The organism is Salinibacter ruber DSM 13855 (assembly GCF_000013045.1).
Classification (GTDB): Bacteria; Bacteroidota; Rhodothermia; order Rhodothermales; family Salinibacteraceae; genus Salinibacter; species Salinibacter ruber.
The window spans coordinates 542,638-558,395 of record NC_007677.1; the positions used below are offsets into that span (position 1 = coordinate 542,638).

14 protein-coding genes are annotated in these 15,758 nt (G+C 67.2%); 10 read left to right on the top strand and 4 right to left on the bottom strand.

Annotated elements, in window-relative coordinates; genetic code table 11:
* The first annotated feature begins 172 nt into the window (after positions 1-172).
* The 8 genes from SRU_RS02145 (at position 173) to lepB (ending at position 10,027) form a co-directional block, all read left to right on the top strand.
* Positions 173-1,912, top strand: coding sequence for a 2Fe-2S iron-sulfur cluster-binding protein (locus tag SRU_RS02145; protein ID WP_011403178.1), 1,740 nt, complete (start codon positions 173-175; stop codon positions 1,910-1,912).
* A gap of 202 nt (positions 1,913-2,114) precedes the next feature.
* Positions 2,115-2,498 (top strand): YetF domain-containing protein, encoded by a 384-nt coding sequence (locus SRU_RS02150; protein WP_011403179.1) that lies wholly within the window; start codon positions 2,115-2,117, stop codon positions 2,496-2,498.
* A gap of 93 nt (positions 2,499-2,591) precedes the next feature.
* Positions 2,592-3,242: a hypothetical protein gene (locus SRU_RS02155; RefSeq protein WP_011403180.1), complete on the top strand. Its 651-nt coding sequence runs from the start codon at positions 2,592-2,594 to the stop codon at positions 3,240-3,242.
* Positions 3,243-3,358: 116 nt separating this feature from the next.
* Entirely contained in the window at positions 3,359-5,062 is a 1,704-nt protein-coding gene (locus SRU_RS02160; RefSeq protein ID WP_011403181.1) for an NAD+ synthase, read from the top strand.
* A 63-nt stretch (positions 5,063-5,125) separates the two neighbouring features.
* Positions 5,126-5,863, top strand: a complete 738-nt coding sequence (locus tag SRU_RS02165) for a signal peptidase II (RefSeq protein WP_011403182.1) — start codon at positions 5,126-5,128, stop codon at positions 5,861-5,863.
* Between the two features lie 157 nt (positions 5,864-6,020).
* Positions 6,021-7,835 (top strand): translation elongation factor 4, encoded by a 1,815-nt coding sequence (gene lepA / locus SRU_RS02170; protein ID WP_011403183.1) that lies wholly within the window; start codon positions 6,021-6,023, stop codon positions 7,833-7,835.
* A gap of 86 nt (positions 7,836-7,921) precedes the next feature.
* On the top strand, positions 7,922-8,794 hold the full coding sequence (locus tag SRU_RS02175) for a hypothetical protein (RefSeq protein ID WP_011403184.1): 873 nt from the start codon (positions 7,922-7,924) through the stop codon (positions 8,792-8,794).
* A 54-nt stretch (positions 8,795-8,848) separates the two neighbouring features.
* Positions 8,849-10,027 (top strand): signal peptidase I, encoded by a 1,179-nt coding sequence (gene lepB, locus SRU_RS02180; RefSeq protein ID WP_011403185.1) that lies wholly within the window; start codon positions 8,849-8,851, stop codon positions 10,025-10,027.
* A 63-nt stretch (positions 10,028-10,090) separates the two neighbouring features.
* Here the strand turns inward: lepB and SRU_RS02185 are convergent, their stop codons facing one another.
* The 3 genes from SRU_RS02185 to SRU_RS02195 all read right to left on the bottom strand — a co-directional run bounded on the left by SRU_RS02185 (position 10,091) and on the right by SRU_RS02195 (position 12,920).
* Positions 10,091-11,068, bottom strand: a complete 978-nt coding sequence (locus SRU_RS02185) for a L,D-transpeptidase (protein ID WP_011403186.1) — start codon at positions 11,066-11,068, stop codon at positions 10,091-10,093.
* A gap of 82 nt (positions 11,069-11,150) precedes the next feature.
* Positions 11,151-12,200: a potassium channel family protein gene (locus SRU_RS02190; protein WP_221231527.1), complete on the bottom strand. Its 1,050-nt coding sequence runs from the start codon at positions 12,198-12,200 to the stop codon at positions 11,151-11,153.
* A gap of 204 nt (positions 12,201-12,404) precedes the next feature.
* Positions 12,405-12,920, bottom strand: a complete 516-nt coding sequence (locus SRU_RS02195; protein WP_043551861.1) for a hypothetical protein — start codon at positions 12,918-12,920, stop codon at positions 12,405-12,407.
* A gap of 231 nt (positions 12,921-13,151) precedes the next feature.
* Between SRU_RS02195 and SRU_RS02200 the strand changes: the two genes are divergently transcribed.
* Positions 13,152-13,940, top strand: coding sequence for a DoxX family membrane protein (locus tag SRU_RS02200; RefSeq protein WP_231847293.1), 789 nt, complete (start codon positions 13,152-13,154; stop codon positions 13,938-13,940).
* A 101-nt stretch (positions 13,941-14,041) separates the two neighbouring features.
* Entirely contained in the window at positions 14,042-15,241 is a 1,200-nt protein-coding gene (locus SRU_RS02205) for a patatin-like phospholipase family protein (RefSeq protein WP_112902995.1), read from the top strand.
* On the opposite strand, the gene SRU_RS02210 is transcribed toward SRU_RS02205, so the two are convergent.
* Positions 15,211-15,720 (bottom strand): dihydrofolate reductase, encoded by a 510-nt coding sequence (locus tag SRU_RS02210; RefSeq protein WP_103016487.1) that lies wholly within the window; start codon positions 15,718-15,720, stop codon positions 15,211-15,213. The genes SRU_RS02205 and SRU_RS02210 overlap by 31 nt on opposite strands.
* Positions 15,721-15,758 lie beyond the last annotated feature (38 nt).

Here is a 15,758-nt window from a genome sequence, read left to right on the forward strand (position 1 = left end):
GGAACGGGCGGCAGCGAACCGGCTTCGGCGCTGGCCCCTCTGTCACCGAGGCTGAACTTTTTCTCTCTGAGGCCTACCTTACTACATTCAGAGAACAGGGGACCTCGGAGCCGGGCTCCGAATACCCCCCTGATGCTTTCCGCTCAACCCTGAACGTTGACCGCCTACCGCTATGCCGATCGTCACCGTCGACGGAACGACCTACGAGTATGAGGGGGAGCAGAAGCTCTTGCAGTTCTGCCTGAACCAGGGCATCGAGCTGCCCCACTTCTGTTACCACCCCGCCATGTCCATCCCGGCCAACTGTCGGCAGTGCCTAGTGAAGGTGGGCATGCCGAAGGAGGATCGGGAGACCGGCGAGGTGGTGCGCAACGAGGAGGGGGAGCCCGAAATCCAGTACTTCCCGCAGCTGCAGGCCAGCTGCACGGTCGACCTGCAGGACGGCATGGTCGTGAAGACGCACCGCACCAGCGAGGAGGTGGAGCAGGCGCAGACCGACAACCTGGAGTTTCTGCTGACGAACCACCCGCTCGACTGCCCGATCTGCGACCAGGCCGGCCACTGCCCGCTCCAGATCCAGTCCTACAAGTACGGGCCGGAGGGCTCCCGCTTCGAGTTCCGCAAGGTGCACAAGCCGAAGCGCGTGAAGCTGGGCCCCCGCGTGACGCTCGACGCCGAGCGGTGCATCAACTGCACCCGCTGCACCCGCTTTACCGACGAGGTGTCGGAGAGCAACCAGCTCACCATTGCAAACCGGGGCGTCAAGAACTACCCGATCACCGCCCCGGGCGAGACGTTCGACGACCCCTACTCGATGAACACGATCGACATCTGCCCGGTGGGCGCGCTCACGTCGTCGGACTTCCGCTTCAAGGCGCGCATCTGGGAGATGAGCTCCACGCCGTCGATTACGACGACCAACGCCACGGGCGCGAACTGCCACTACTGGGTGCGCGACAACCAGGTGCTGCGCATCACGCCCCGGCAGAATATGGAAGTGAACGAGTACTGGCTGCCCGACGAGGACCGGCTCGTCTACAACCAGTTCAACGACAACCGCCCGGAGGGCCCGCACATTCGGCGCGACGACACGCGAACCCAGAGCAACTGGACGCAGGCCTACGCCCGAGCGGCCTCGCTGCTGGGCAGTGCCGACCCGGAGCGCATCCTGTTCCTCGGCTCGGCCTACGCGACGGTGGAGGACAACTACCTGCTCACCCGGCTCGCCGACGCGGTGGGGGCCGACGCGCCGCGCTACATCCCGCACGTGGAGCCGGGCGCGGGCGACGACTGGCTCATCACGGACGACAAGACCCCCAACGCCGAGGGATGCGAGCGCCTCGGCATCCGACCGGTCGACGAGGAGCTGGTCGGCTCCCGCATCGCGAGCGGCGAGTACGACCTGGTGTACATGCTGGAGGACGACCCCGTCGGGGCGGGGCTTTGCGACGCAGAGGCGCTGGCCGACACGGACGTGGTGCTCCACTACTACAACACGACGAACGAGACGCTGCCCCGCGCCACCGCGGCCCTCCCCGCGGCGATGGTGGTCGAGACGGTGGGCACCTACGTCAACCAGGACGGCCACGCCCAGCGCGTGCGCCCGGCGAAGGAGATTCAGGGCGTTAACCGCACGCTCATGATGGAGATGGGCACCAACCGCGAGGACGAGCACGGCACGCCGTTCGACCGCTGGCACAACGACGAGAATCGCATCAACTGCAAGCCCAGCTGGGAGATTCTGCCGGAGGTGGCCCGGCGCTACGGCGCCGAGATGGACTACCCGAAGGGACCGGAGCAGATCATGGACGAGGTGCAGTCCGAGGTGGACGCCTTTGAGGGCGCCACGTACGACGCGATGGGCCTGAAGGGCGTCCCCCTGGAAGACGTGGCGGCGGGGGAGGCGGTGTAGGGAGCGGACAGGGGGATCTACACGTCTATATCCGTTGATCGACTAGACCTGGACCCGGGCGGTCGAAGACGCCCCGCTCATGGTCATTCTCTCGGCGGTGGCGCTCTACGGGTTGCACATCCTGTACGCCTGACTCGTCGGGCTGCATATCTTCTCGAAGGGGAGTGCCTTTGACTGTGCCGTCACCATTGCGATCGGGGCGGTGCTCGCCAGCGTCACGCTCTGGCAGAAGCCGACGCTCCTGGAAGGCGCCGTCACGATGGGAATGCTTTTCACCCTTCAGTTTGTCGTCGGAAATCTGCGCAAGCGGGTGCCCGGCGTCACCCGTCTTGTCGACACCCGCCCGCCGCTGCTCATGGACGGAACGGAGGTGCTGTGCGACAACCTGCGCCGGGCCAACGTGACGGAGGCCGACCTGCGCGCCAAGCTCCGAGAGGCGAACGTGACGCGGTGGTCGCAGGTGCGCGCCATCGTGATGGAGTTGACGGGCGACGTGTCGGTGCTGCACGCCCCGCTGGACGCGCCGCCGATTGATAAATCGCTTCTCGCGGGGGGAGGAACGGGGCCGGACCGCGAATCTGGATAGCGCGACACCGAAAATGCGGAAACGAGGGCTCCTCGATACGAGCATGAACCTTGGCGACTCCCCCATCTGCCTCCTGCACGACAGACCGGTCTCGTGTCCCAAATCGAGTATCTCATCCCGCTCGTCTCGATTATCGTCGGCCTTGGCCTGGCGGACCTAATCCAGAGCGTCCGCGAGCTGGTGCGACCCAACCGGGCGGTGCGCTGGCACTGGCTCCCGGTCCTGTGGAGCGTGACGGTCTTTCTCCTCGTGCTGCAGATCTGGTGGACCAGCTTCGGCGTGTTGCAGGAGGCGGCGTTCGGGCGCGTACTGGTGTTTCTTCCGTACCTGCTCATGTTTTTAGCACTGTATCTGGCCTGCGCCTTCGCCCTCCCCGATTCCGACTGGACCCCCGGCACCACCCCGGAATCGCCTGCACAGAAGTCGGGCACGTCTCCTGCGTCCACCAGCGCTCTCAACCTGGAGGTGTTCTACTTCTCGGCGTCGCACCGGCGGTGGTTCTTCGGCACACTGATCGCCATCATCGTGCTGTTCGAGAGCATCACGGTTTTCTTCCTTCTGGTCGAGATGGACGCTACGCTTCTCAGCATTTTGGCCGGGCGCTGGGTGGCGCTGTCGGTCGTGCCCGCGGTCCTGGCGCTGCCCATTGTAACCGACCGGAGGTGGGTTCACGGCGCCCTGGGGCTTCTGGCGTTCGGGGGAGCCGTCTTCAACCTGTTCCAAGCGTCTCCGATTGGAGGATGAGCGGCGGTGGGTGACCGCTGCTGCCCATCCCGTACCGTCCCGGCGTCCCGGAACGCAGGCCGAACGCTAGGCGTGTGTGATACCCTCTGGAATCCGATGAGACCGCCCGCTCCGTTATGCAAATCGCCCTGGCCCAGATCAACCCCACCATCGGGGACCTGGAGGGCAATCGCGAAAAAATTCTCGACTACGCCCGGCGGGCGGACGACCGCGGGGCCGACCTCGTCGTCTTCCCCGAGCTCTGCGTGACGGGGTATCCGCCCGAGGACCTGCTCGAAAACCCGTTCTTCAAGCGGGCCGTCCAGCGCACGGTCGACCACCTGGCCCGGGCCCTGCCGGCGGATCTTGGCGTGATCATCGGGGCGCCGGTCCCCAACGGCGACCGGTTCGGCAAGCCGCTCCACAACGCCGCGCTGCTTTTGGAGAACGGGGCCGTGCAGGACCGTGTCTACAAGACCCTGCTCCCGACCTACGACATTTTCGACGAGGACCGGCACTTCGAGCCCGCCGAGGAACGGCGCCTCCTGGAGTGGCGGGGCCTGCGCATCGGGCTCCACGTCTGCGAAGACATGTGGAACGTGCACCAGCCCGAAGGGGTCGACCAGAGCGAGCGGTACGAACGCGATCCGGTCGCGGAGCTGGCGGCCCTGGACCCGGACCTCTTCGTAAACATCAGCGCCTCCCCGTTCTCGATCGGGAAGCACGAGGTCCGCGACAAGCTCGTCGAGCACATCTGTCGCCGCCACGAGCGCCCGTTCCTGCTCTGCAACCAGGTGGGCGCCAACACCGAGATCATCCACGACGGCGACAGCCGCGTCCACGCCGCCGACGGCACACAGGTTGCGTGTGCGGCCTCCTTCGAGGAGGACCTGCTCTTCTGGGACACCGAGTCCTCCCCCGAGGCCTGCACGACGGGGCGCGACGCGATCGCCGACCTGCACGACGCCCTCGTCCTCGGCGTCCGCGACTACTACGAGAAGACCGGCATCTTCGACAAGGCCCTCGTCGGCCTGTCGGGGGGCATCGATTCGGCGGTGACCTGTGCCCTGGCCGTCGAGGCGCTGGGGCCGGAGCGCGTGGTGGGGGTGACCATGCCCTCCGAAATCTCGTCGGAAGGGTCCGTGACCGACTCCCAGGCGCTCGCCGACAACCTGGGCATCGAGTTCAAGGAGATCCCGATTAAGCCGGCGGTCGACGCGTTCGACGACATGCTGGCGGATGAATTTGCGGGCACCGAGCCCGGCGTGGCCGAGGAGAACGTCCAGTCCCGGGCCCGCGGGGTCACGCTCATGGCGCTGTCGAACAAGTTCGGCCACCTGCTGCTGTCGACGGGCAACAAGAGCGAGGTGGCCATCGGCTACGTGACGCTCTACGGCGACACGAACGGGGGGGTGGCGGTGCTGAGCGACGTGCTCAAGACGCGCGTCTACGAGCTGGCCCGCCACATCAACGTGCGGGCCGGGGCGAACGTGATCCCACAAAACACGATCGAGAAGCCGCCCTCCGCGGAGCTGCGGGCGGGGCAAAAGGACACCGACACGCTGCCGCCCTACGAGACGCTCGACGCCATCCTGGAGCGGTACGTCGAGCAGAAGAAGGAACTGGGGACCATCGTCGGGGAGACGGGCCTCGACGAGGACCTCGTGCGCGGCGTGCTGCGGCAGGTCGACCAGAACGAGTACAAGCGGCGCCAGGCGCCCCCCGGCCTCCGGGTCACCGAAAAGGCCTTCGGCATCGGCCGCCGCATTCCCATCGTCATGGAATGGGACCGCGAGGCCATGGAGGCACTCGCCGCCGAGGAGCCCGTATCGAACCTGTAGCGCTGGAGGGCCGTCGCGACGCCGAGACGGGTCCCCTGCCCTTTCACACCTCCCCCCTGACTGATGCGTGTCTTTTGGATTGCCGGGGCCGTTGTGCTCCTCGACCAGGCCACCAAGGCGACGGTCCTCCAGTTCATGTACCGCGAGCAGTCCATTCCTCTCCTCGGGGACTGGCTGCGGCTGACCTTCACGGAGAACCCGGGCATGGCGTTCGGCATCACGATCGGCCCGCCCGGGACCGTAACCGTCCTCTCCCTCCTGGCCACCATGCTGGTCGGGGCGTACATCTATCAGGTGCGCAACGACTACGCGCCCTACCGCTGGAGCCTGGCCTTCATTCTGGGCGGGGCGCTCGGCAACATCATCGACCGCGTCTTCTACGGCGTGCTGCTCGACTACGGCCCGTACTTCACCGGGCGCGTGGTCGACTTCATTCACGTGAGCCTCTGGCAGGGCTTCATCCCTCGGATCATTCCGGTCTTCGGGGGGGCGTACATGGAGCTGTTTCCCATCTGGAACGTGGCCGACATGTCGATTGTCGTCGGGGTGGTCGGGGTCATGGTCTTCCACCAGGCCTTCCACGAGCGCCGGATTGCGAAACGCCGGGCCGCACGCGCCGACGGGCGGACGTGGCGGCGCCCCGCGGCGGTCTTCTCGGACCTGGACCTGGAGGCGCCCCCCCCGGCCCCGTCGGCCCTGACGCAGCCGGACGCCCCCGCATCGCGCGGGAAGGCGGCCTCCGGAAGCGGCGCGGCGTCGGCCTCCGCCCGGTCGTCGGCCGTCTCGGAGCCGCACCCCTAGCCGCTGCGGCGAGCGGGACGGGCGCCCCGTCGTGCAACGCGAGGAACGGTGGCCCGTTATACGCCCCGTGAATTGAGGGCCCGGCCGGACGCAACCCACCGGTCCGGCCGCCCCGCGGCCCTTCACTGGACGCCCATCCGATGGCCTTTCGTGCCTCATGCCTGACCTTTCGACGATCCGCAACTTCTGCATCATCGCGCACATCGACCACGGGAAGAGCACCCTGGCCGATCGGCTCCTGGAGCGCACCGGGACCATCACCGAGCGCGAGATGAAGGAGCAGACGCTCGACGACATGGACCTGGAGCGCGAGCGGGGCATCACCATCAAGAGCCACGCCGTGCGAATGGCGCACACGGCCCCGGACGGGCAGGAGTACACGCTTAACCTCATCGACACGCCCGGGCACGTCGACTTCACCTACGAGGTGAGCCGCGCGCTGAAGGCCTGTGAGGGGGCGATCCTGCTGGTCGACGCGGCGCAGGGCATCGAGGCGCAGACCATCTCCAACCTGTGGCTCGCCCTGGAGCAGGACCTGGAGATCATCCCCGTCATCAACAAGATCGACCTGCCGGTGGCCCGGCCCGACGAGGTGGCACAGGCGCTGGAGGACCTGATCGGCGAGCCCGCCGAGGACATTCTCCAGATCAGCGCCAAGACGGGCGAGGGGGTCGACGAGATGCTCGATCTCATGATCGACCGGGTGCCGCCCCCGTCCGGCGACCCGGACGCGCCGCTGCGCGCCCTCATTTTCGATTCCATCTACGACTCGTACCGCGGCTCTGTCGTCTACGCCCGCGTCTTCGACGGCACGCTGGAGGCGGGGGACACGATGGAGTTCATGTCCAACAAAAAGCAGTACGACGCCGAGGAGATGGGCATCCTGCGGATGGGGCGGCAGAAAGTCGACACGTTTACGGCGGGCGACGTGGGCTACATCATCGGCTCCATCAAGGACATCCAGGACGCGCGCGTCGGCGACACCATCACGACGGCCCACGACCCCGCCGAGGAGCCGATTCCGGGCTTCGAGGAGGTGAAGCCCATGGTCTTCAGCGGCATCTACCCCACCGAGACCGACGACTTCGAGGAGCTGCGCGGCGCGCTCGAGAAGCTACAGCTCAACGACGCCTCGCTGACGTACCAGGCCGAAAGCTCCTCCGCCCTCGGGTACGGCTTTCGGGTGGGCTTCCTGGGCCTGCTCCACATGGAAATTATTCAGGAGCGCCTGGAGCGCGAGTTTGACCTCGACATCATCACCACGGTGCCCAACGTGGAGTACGAGGTGGAGGTCGAGGAAAAGGGGGAGCCCAAGACCGTGACGGTCGACAAGCCCGAGGACATGCCGCACTACGGCGACATTGAGGCGGTCCACGAGCCCTACGTGAAGGCCGACATCATTACGCCGAGCGACTACATCGGCAACGTCATTGAGCTCTGCGAGAAGCGGCGCGGGGAGTATGGGAGTCAGCGCTGGCTCGACGGGCAGACGGTGAAGCTGGAGTACGAGCTGCCCCTCGCGGAGATTGTCTTCGACTTCTATGACAACCTCAAGAGCGCGAGCCGCGGCTACGCCTCGTTCGACTACGAGCTGCTGGAGTACCGCGAGAGCGACCTCGTGAAGCTAACCATCCTGATCGACGAGAAGCCGGCCGAGCCCCTGTCGACCATCGTGCACCGCGACTCGGCCCACGAGGTGGGGCGCAAGCTCGCCAAGAAGCTCAAGGACGTCATCCCCCGGCAGCTCTACGAGGTGCCCGTGCAGGCGTCGATCGGGAGCCGCATTGTGGCCCGCGAGACGATCAAGGCGCAGCGCAAGGACGTGACGGCCAAGTGCTACGGCGGGGACGTGAGCCGCAAGAAGAAGCTGCTGGAGGAGCAGAAGGAGGGCAAGAAACGCATGAAACAGATGGGGGAGATCGACGTCCCGCAGGAGGCCTTCCTCGCCATTCTCTCGGTGGACGAGGACTAGGCCCGTTTCGGCCCCGAGACGCCCGACGGCTCCCCAGGGGGGACGGAGCGCCACTCTTCTTTTCGCCCCGGCACGACGACCCGAGCATGAGACATCCGCCTGGATGGCATCCGCAGGAGGCCCTTCGGTCCGGCGCCCTGTGCGCCGTCTGCGTGGTGGGATGGGCGCTTTTGACGGTAGGGGGGGTGGGGCCGGCCGCCGCCCAGACGACCGGGGGGGACGCCAGCCTCGTCGAGCGCTACCAGAACGAGCGGTACCGCGCCCTGGCGCGCCGCCACCTGCGCCAAAAGGGGACATGGCCCGCGCACCCGCCCGTGCAGCTTCCGACCCCCACCGATTCGCTCCATCTCGTCCGCCCGTCCGTCCCGTCCCCGACGGCCCAGCTCCCATCGTTCCCCCTCGACGACGTGCGTCCGGTGCGGCACCTAGAACGAGAGTGGTTCCGGTCGCGATTTGCGGACGCCGAGTGGGCCTTCCTGGGCGGGACCGCCGACTACACCTTCCTCGACACGACCCGGACCCCGGCCCTGCGGGCACGCCTCCAGGCCGAGTTTGGGGACCCGACGCAGACGCTCGCCGACGCCCCGATCGAGGATTCGCTGGCGGGCCGGCCCCAGTTCGAATACTGGTTCGTGGTCAACGACTCCATTCCGGTACAGGTGATGGACGGGCGAGGGCCCCAGGGGCGCGGCCTCATCGTAGCGGCGGACCGGGCGTATCGGCATCGGCTGCGGGGACTGCGGGACACCCTGCTTGCTCCCCTTCAAGACGCGGGGCCGGCGCCGCACGTGGACTACTACTACGACGAGCGTCGCAGGCGGTGGTACCGCACCGGGTACGACGGCCGATCGTTCTTCCTCACCCCCATCTCGCGCGGCGCCATCGTGCCGGGGCGCCGTCCGCGTCTGGATACGACACGCACCTCAGACGCCTCCGCGTCGTCCCCGCCATCGCCGTAACCGGACGGCGGGCGGGTTGAACCACACTCCACCTCATTCCACCCCCACACCAGTATGTCGACCGACGATTCGAGCCGGGACGCCGACGCGCGCAAGAGCGAGCTTCGACAATGGGGCGAGTCCCTCGTCGTGGCCGTCGTGATCGTCCTCATCGTGCGGTCGCTCCTGTTTGACCTCTTCCGCATTCCGACCCCCTCGATGGAGGAAAATCTCCTCGTGGGGGACTACCTCGTCGTCTCGAAGCTGCACTACGGGCCCCGGACGCCGGTCTCGCTGGGCATCCCGCTGACGTCCATTCACCTCCCAGGCGTCACGTTCCCGTACCACCGCCTGCCCGGGTTCTCCGAGGTGCAGCGGGGCGACCCAATCGTGTTCAACTATCCGCCGGACGACGAGCCGATCGACCGCAAGGTGCACTACGTGAAGCGGGTCATCGGCATGCCGGGCGACACCCTGTCGGTACGGGACAAGCTCGTACACATCGACGGGGATCCCCTGCCCCTGGGGCGTGGCATGCAGCAGTACTGGACCGTCACCAAGAGCGACGCGCGCTACCAGATCCCACGGAGACGCATGGAGGAGATGGGCATCAGCGAGGTGCGACGGACCAACCGCGCGGAGACGGTGCGCGTGCTGGCGACGCCCGAGGGAGCGAAGCAAATGCGCCAGCGCTCGTGGGTACGCTCCATCGAGCCCTACGTTCTGAACAGCGACGAGTACAACGACCTCATGTACCCCTCCGGGCGAGGGTACACGCCGGACAACTACGGGCCCGTTCACATTCCGGCGAAAGGGACCACCGTGAAACTCACGGACCGGAACTGGGCCCTCTACAGGCCGGTCATCGTGCGGTACGAGGGGCACGACGCGCGCCAGATGACGGACTCCACCTTTGCCATCGATGGGGCCCGCACGTCCACCTACACGTTTCAACAGGACTACTTCTTCGCGATGGGCGACAACCGGGACAACTCGCAGGACAGCCGGTTCTGGGGCTTCGTGCCCATGGATCACGTCGTGGGCAAGGCCGTCCTCACGTACTTCTCGTGGGACCACGAGGCATGGCTCCCGCGCTTCGGGCGCATCCTGCGCCCCATTGCGGACGCCGGCGTTTTTCGTGAACAGCCGGTCATGAATGAGCTGTCCGGGGGCCAGACGGCCGGCGTTCCCCTGCCCGACTCGTCGTCAAGGGCCCGCCCGCCGGTTGTCACGGACCGGTTCCCCGCGCGCTGAGAACCGCGGGGACGGGCCTTGATGGTTTCTCCCTGCCCCGAACGTTCCGGTGTGGGGGCCCGCTCACCGAGAGGCACGCTGCTCCCGCAGCCGGTCCCACATTTCCTGCTGATTGGTGCCGGCCGGCACGTCGTAGGGACTGCTCGGCAGCTCCACGCGCCTCAGCACCGGGTACTGGGCCCTGTATTCGAACGGCCGCGGGGAGCCCTCCGGATCGTCGCCCACCACGAGCACCATGGTGCCGGGCTCTATGAGCCTGCCCCGTCCGGACGACGGGCCCATGTGCCCCTTTGTCGTCTGCCAGGGCTCGGCCCAGTCGTAAATCCATTCGGCGTCGGCGTCGACGAGGCGCACGCAGCCGTGGCTCGTGGGGCCGCCCGTGGGCATCGAGTACTGGTGGATGTGGATGCCGCGGGCCGCGTGAAAGTTGAAGACCCAGCGCATCGTCCACTCCTCCCCGGGCGGACTCATCGTTGAGACCCGCTTTTTCTCCTTCCAGTTGAAGTTAAACCGGCCCGTCGGCGTGGCGGTGGAGTCGGGATTGCCGGTGTTTACGATGCCCCAGCGCGCGAGCCGGCCGTACTCGTACGCGGCGAAGGCCTGCACCGTCTTGTGGATGACGAACAGCTTCTTGATGCGGTGGGCCTCCGGGTAGTAGCGGGGAAAGGGGGAGTAGGCCCGGAAGTCGAGGCCAAACTCGGTGGGGACGACGAGCGTGTCGCCGAGGGGCGTGTTCTCGACGGTCTGTCGGTTGAGCAGCTCGACGAGCTGGGACCGCTTGCGGCCCGTCTCGGAGCTTCCCTCCCCGATGCGCTGGTAGAACCGATCGCGGGCCACCACGCTGTTGCCGCTCGGGTCGTCGAGCACGGCGTACTCGTAGTACACCTCCGGCAGGTCATTGAGATTGTCGGCCTGCCGGGCCAGAATGTTCTCGATGGCGTACTGGTCGAAGTACCCCTGCGCCGCGGCCGGGGAGGATAGGCCCGTCAGGAACAGGAGCACGCCGAGACCGACGAGGAGCAACGTCCTGTGCGCGTGCATGGATCGGAGAGGAGCTGTGCCGAAAAGATGAGAACGTGTACCTGCGCCGGGACGGTCCGTTTCTCCACGGCGGGCCCGGCAGCTACGGAAGACACACGCGTTCGCGGAGGGCGTCGATAATCTCGGTCTCGCCCAGTACGATGAGAATGTCCCCGACGTCGATGCGCTCGGTGGGGGAGGGATTGAACGTCATGGCACCGGTGTCGGCATCGATGATGCCGATGACGATGGCGTCGAACTGCTGGCGGAAATTGCTCTCGGCCAGGGTCTGTCCGGCCAAGGGCGCGTTTTTATGAATCTGCACCTCGTCGATCTGGCGGCTCAGCGCACTGGTGTGGAGGACGCGCTCCAGAAAATCGTCGGTGTGCGGGCGCAGCACGACCTGTGCCATGCGGTCGGCGCCCACCTCGCTCGGGGCAATCACCTTGTCCGCCCCGGCGTTGCGCAGCTTGCTCCGGTTGTCGTGATCGATGGTGCGGGCCAGGACGAAGAGGTCGGGGTTCATCTCCCGGGCCGTAAGGGCCACGAAGACGTTGCTGCTGTCCTCGGGGAGGGTGAGGATCAGGCCCCGCGCCCGCTCGATCCCGGCGGCACGGAGGGTTCCCTCGTCCTCGGCGTCGCCCTGCACGTGCAGGCGCTCGGCTTCAGACAGCGAGGCGCAAATCTCCTCGTCGGTGTCGACCACCACCACCGTCTCCCCTTCCTGAATCAGGTCCTCGGTGAGTCGCTCCCCAACCCGTCCGTATCCGCAGACGACGTAGTGGCCCGAAAGCGCGTCGATTCGTTTCATGATGCGGCGTTCTCGGAGGCGGTCGCTAACGAGAAGAAGCTGGGCGGAGCGGACGGCGACGAAGCTGAGGATCCCGATGCCGGTGGTCCCGAGCCCGAAGGTAAAAAACCGACCGACATCGGACAGGGGACTCACCTCCTGAAATCCGATGGTCGAGAGGGTGATGAACGTCATGTAGAACCCGTCGGCCACCGACCACCCCTCGAGCAGGACGTAGCCCGCAGTGCCGACGGCAAACAGAAGCACCAGCGCCAGGGCCGCCAGAAAGATCTCGCGGCGGGACGGCTCCATCCGCGCCAGCCACGAAATCAGGGCCTCCCACGGGGTCCGAATGAAGGCCATGAGACGGTCGGGCGTGAGCGTCGAGGGGGCGGGCGAGAGCAGTGGAGAGGGGGCGCCCCAGGCATTGCGTGTGGCGTACGGCGGATTGTTTGGTTTCCTTCTTCGCGCACCGCGCGATGCTGCGCGCCACGCAACACAAAACCCGCACGACGAGTGTCCGGTGCAGAGCTGGGGCCCGCGCTGCACCGGCGGGACGCTGGCGTTCTAGCTCGCGGCTGGCGTGCCCAGCAGCTGGGCGTGCCACGACTCGCGGGCGGGCGCCTCGAACGCCCCCTCGCGGAGGGCACCCAGCGTGGTGAGGCTCGGGTCGAACACAGGCGTGTCCGCCGTCACGGCGCCGTCGCCGGCACGCTGTTGAAAGGTGCGGCGGGAGACGGCGGCGACGCCCCCGTCGGCGGTGCGGTACAGCACGTGCAGCGAGGGGACCCAGTCGACGTCCAGGGCCGACGCCGCGTCGTCGATCGCGTGGGCCAGGTCGTCGATGCCGCACCCAGAAATGTCGCCCCCTCCAACCGGGGCGGCGGCGACAACCAGAAACCGGTCGTCGAGAATGGTCGCGGCCCCCTCTACGGGCTGTTGGTGAGAGGTCCACCCGTCCATGAACGCCGAGAGCCGGTCGAGCAGGGCCGATTGTGTGGCGTCGTCGAGCGGCGCGGCGGTCGCGTGGATCCAGAGGCGCGCGTCGTCCGGAAGGGCGGAGAAGGCGGGCGGGTCGGCCATGGGGCGCAAGGGGACGGGGAAAAGAAGCGGGCGTGTCGTTCTTGTAAGCTGGACCCGGTCAGTTGTTTGTGGGGGGCACGGGGCCCCACAGGGCCGGGGGAACGAGGACGGGCCGCTCCCGTCATGTTTCTGTGAAGAAAAAGAAAAGTGAAACGCAGATGGAGGGCCGCTCACAAACACCCTCCGAGTGACGATCTGTTCGCGCCCTGCGTAAAATGCACCGTTCCAGCCATGTCTCGCTATCGTGACGTCGTCGACTGGATCAACGAGCACCGGACGGTCGCACTTGATCTCGTCCGCGTCTATCTCGGCATCGGGCTCTTCGTCCGCGGGGTGCTGTTTGCGTACGAGAGTCAGGGCGTAGGGGCCCTCGTGGACCTGTCGGCGTTTTCGTTCGCCTCGGCGGCGCTTGCCCACTACGTGACGTTCGCGCATCTGGTGGGGGGGCTCCTGCTGGCCGCGGGACTGCTCACCCGCCTTGCGGCGCTCGTGCAGATTCCCATCCTGGCCGGGGCCGTTTTTCTGGTCCACCTGGAGCAGGGCCTCCTGTCGGCCAACCAGTCCCTTGAGTTTTCGGCCCTCGTATTCGTTTTGCTTCTGATTGTGTTCGTCTTCGGGCCCGGCGAGTGGTCGGCCGACCGGTACGTTTTTGAGCGGGAGCCGGAGCTGCAGGACGAAGCCCCGGAGCTTTGGTGGCGCGACGAAGACTTTGAGCGGAAGCCCGGTCCCGAGCCCACGGAAAATGGGGGCGGGGTGGCCGTGGCCTCGGCATCGGCGACGAGCACGAAGGAGGTCCTCGCCGAGCGTGTGGACGAGGAGCCGTGTGCGTGCGGCCACGACCTGACCCATCCCCGCGTGGCCGTGGAGCCCCAGTACGGATGGAGCGCGGGCTTCTTCTTCATGCTCGGGGTCTCGGCGCCCCTGCGGGAGGTCGTGTTCTACTGTGAGGAGTGCGGCACGGTGATGAAGCGCACGCGGGACCCCGAGGTCCTGCGTCGGTATCGATGGCACACCTCCTGAACCCGAAGGCCGGTCGGGCGTGGGAGGAAACGCAACGCCGCGGACACCACCCGCGGTAGACCTGGTGCCTCAACGCAAGCTCGCATCCCCCCTTCCCTTCGATGAGCGACGAATCGTCCGACGGGACCGTGGATCCGGACCCCAACGGCTCGGCGGAGGCGCCCGCGGCGCTCGTGCTGGGCGGGGGCGGAGCCCGGGCCGCCTACCAGACCGGTGTCCTTCACTACGTGGGGGAGGCGTTCCCGGACGCGTCGATGCCGCTCATGACGGGCGTGTCGGCGGGGTCCATCAACGCGGCCCACCTCGCGGCCGACCCCGGGCCGTGGAAGGCCCGCACCGCACGGCTCGTGCGCTACTGGGAGGGCCTGACGGCGGACGATGTATTTGCGCCGCGCTCCCCCTGGGCGATTGCGCGGTCGATGCTGTGGGGGAGGCCGAGCAAAACACAAACCCTTCTGGACACATCCCCCCTCCGCGCCTACCTCGACCGGCGCCTACCGACGGACGACGCGGGGCGGCTCACGGGCGTGGCCGACAACCTGGAGGCGGGGCGCCTCAAGGGCCTTGCCATCTCCACCTCCAACTACGCCACCCTCCAGACGGTAACGTGGGTGCAGGGCTGCTCGATGCACGACTGGGAGCGTCCCAACCGGGTTGGGCGCCGGGCACGCCTCGGCCTCGACCACGTGATGGCCTCCACGGCCCTACCCATGGTGTTTCCGGCGGTGCGCCTCGACGACGCCTGGTACGGCGACGGGGGGCTTCGCATGCTCGATCCCCTCGCGCCGGCCGTCCACCTGGGGGCGGATCGCCTCTTCGTCGTCTCGACCCGCTACGAGCGGTCCCAGGCCGAGGCCAACCGGTCGGCCCGCACGCCGGCCTACCCGTCGCTCTTCCAGATGATGGGCATTCTTGCCAACGTGCTCATGCTCGACGTGCTGGAGCACGACGCCGCCGTGCTGCGCCGCATCAACCGCCTCGTGCGGAAGCTGCGCCCCGGGACGCACGAGCCGCTGCGGCCCATCGACCTGCTCGTCCTGCGGCCGTCGGTCGACCTCGGGGCCCTGGCGGGCGACTACCAGATGGACCTCGGTGGCGCCATGGGGACGCTTCTGTCTTCCGTCCAGTGGCGCACCGATCCCCCGCCCGACTGGTGGAGCATGCTGCTCTTTCAGCCCGACTATCTGGACCGCCTCCTTGAGATCGGATACAACGACGCGCGGCGCCAGCACGACCGCATCGAGGCCTTCTTTGCGCGGGAGCCGGTCGATCAGTCCACGTCCACGTTCTTCCGCTCGTAGGTGACGAAGCGGAAGCCGTCCCGGGCGTCCACGGCGGTCTCCTCAAACACGTCCCCGATGAGGTGCTCGAACGGGGGGAAGAAGGTGTCGCCCTCGTACGCGCCCTCCACCAGGGTGAGCTCGAGCCGGTCGGCGTGCGGGAGAAATTGTTCGTAGACGGACTCGCCCCCGCCGATGAAGACGGTGGCGTCGTCGGGCAGGGCCGCCAGGGCCGCGTCGACGGACGCGTAGGTGTCGACCTCGGGATACGCCTCGTAGTCGTCCTGCGTGGTGAGGACCACCATCTTTCGGTCGGGCAGCGGGCCGCCGAACTGGTGCACGATGGACTCGAACGTGCGGCGGCCCATCAAGAGGGGGTGCCCGGTGGTGAGTTGCTTGAAGCGCTTCAGGTCCTCCGGGATGTGCCAGGGCAGGTCTTTGTCCTGACCGATGACCCGGTTGTCTTCGGCGACGGCGGCGATGATGACGAGCTCGGGCATGAGGGCAGCGGCAAGATCAAAGGTTGGAAGAGAAGCGG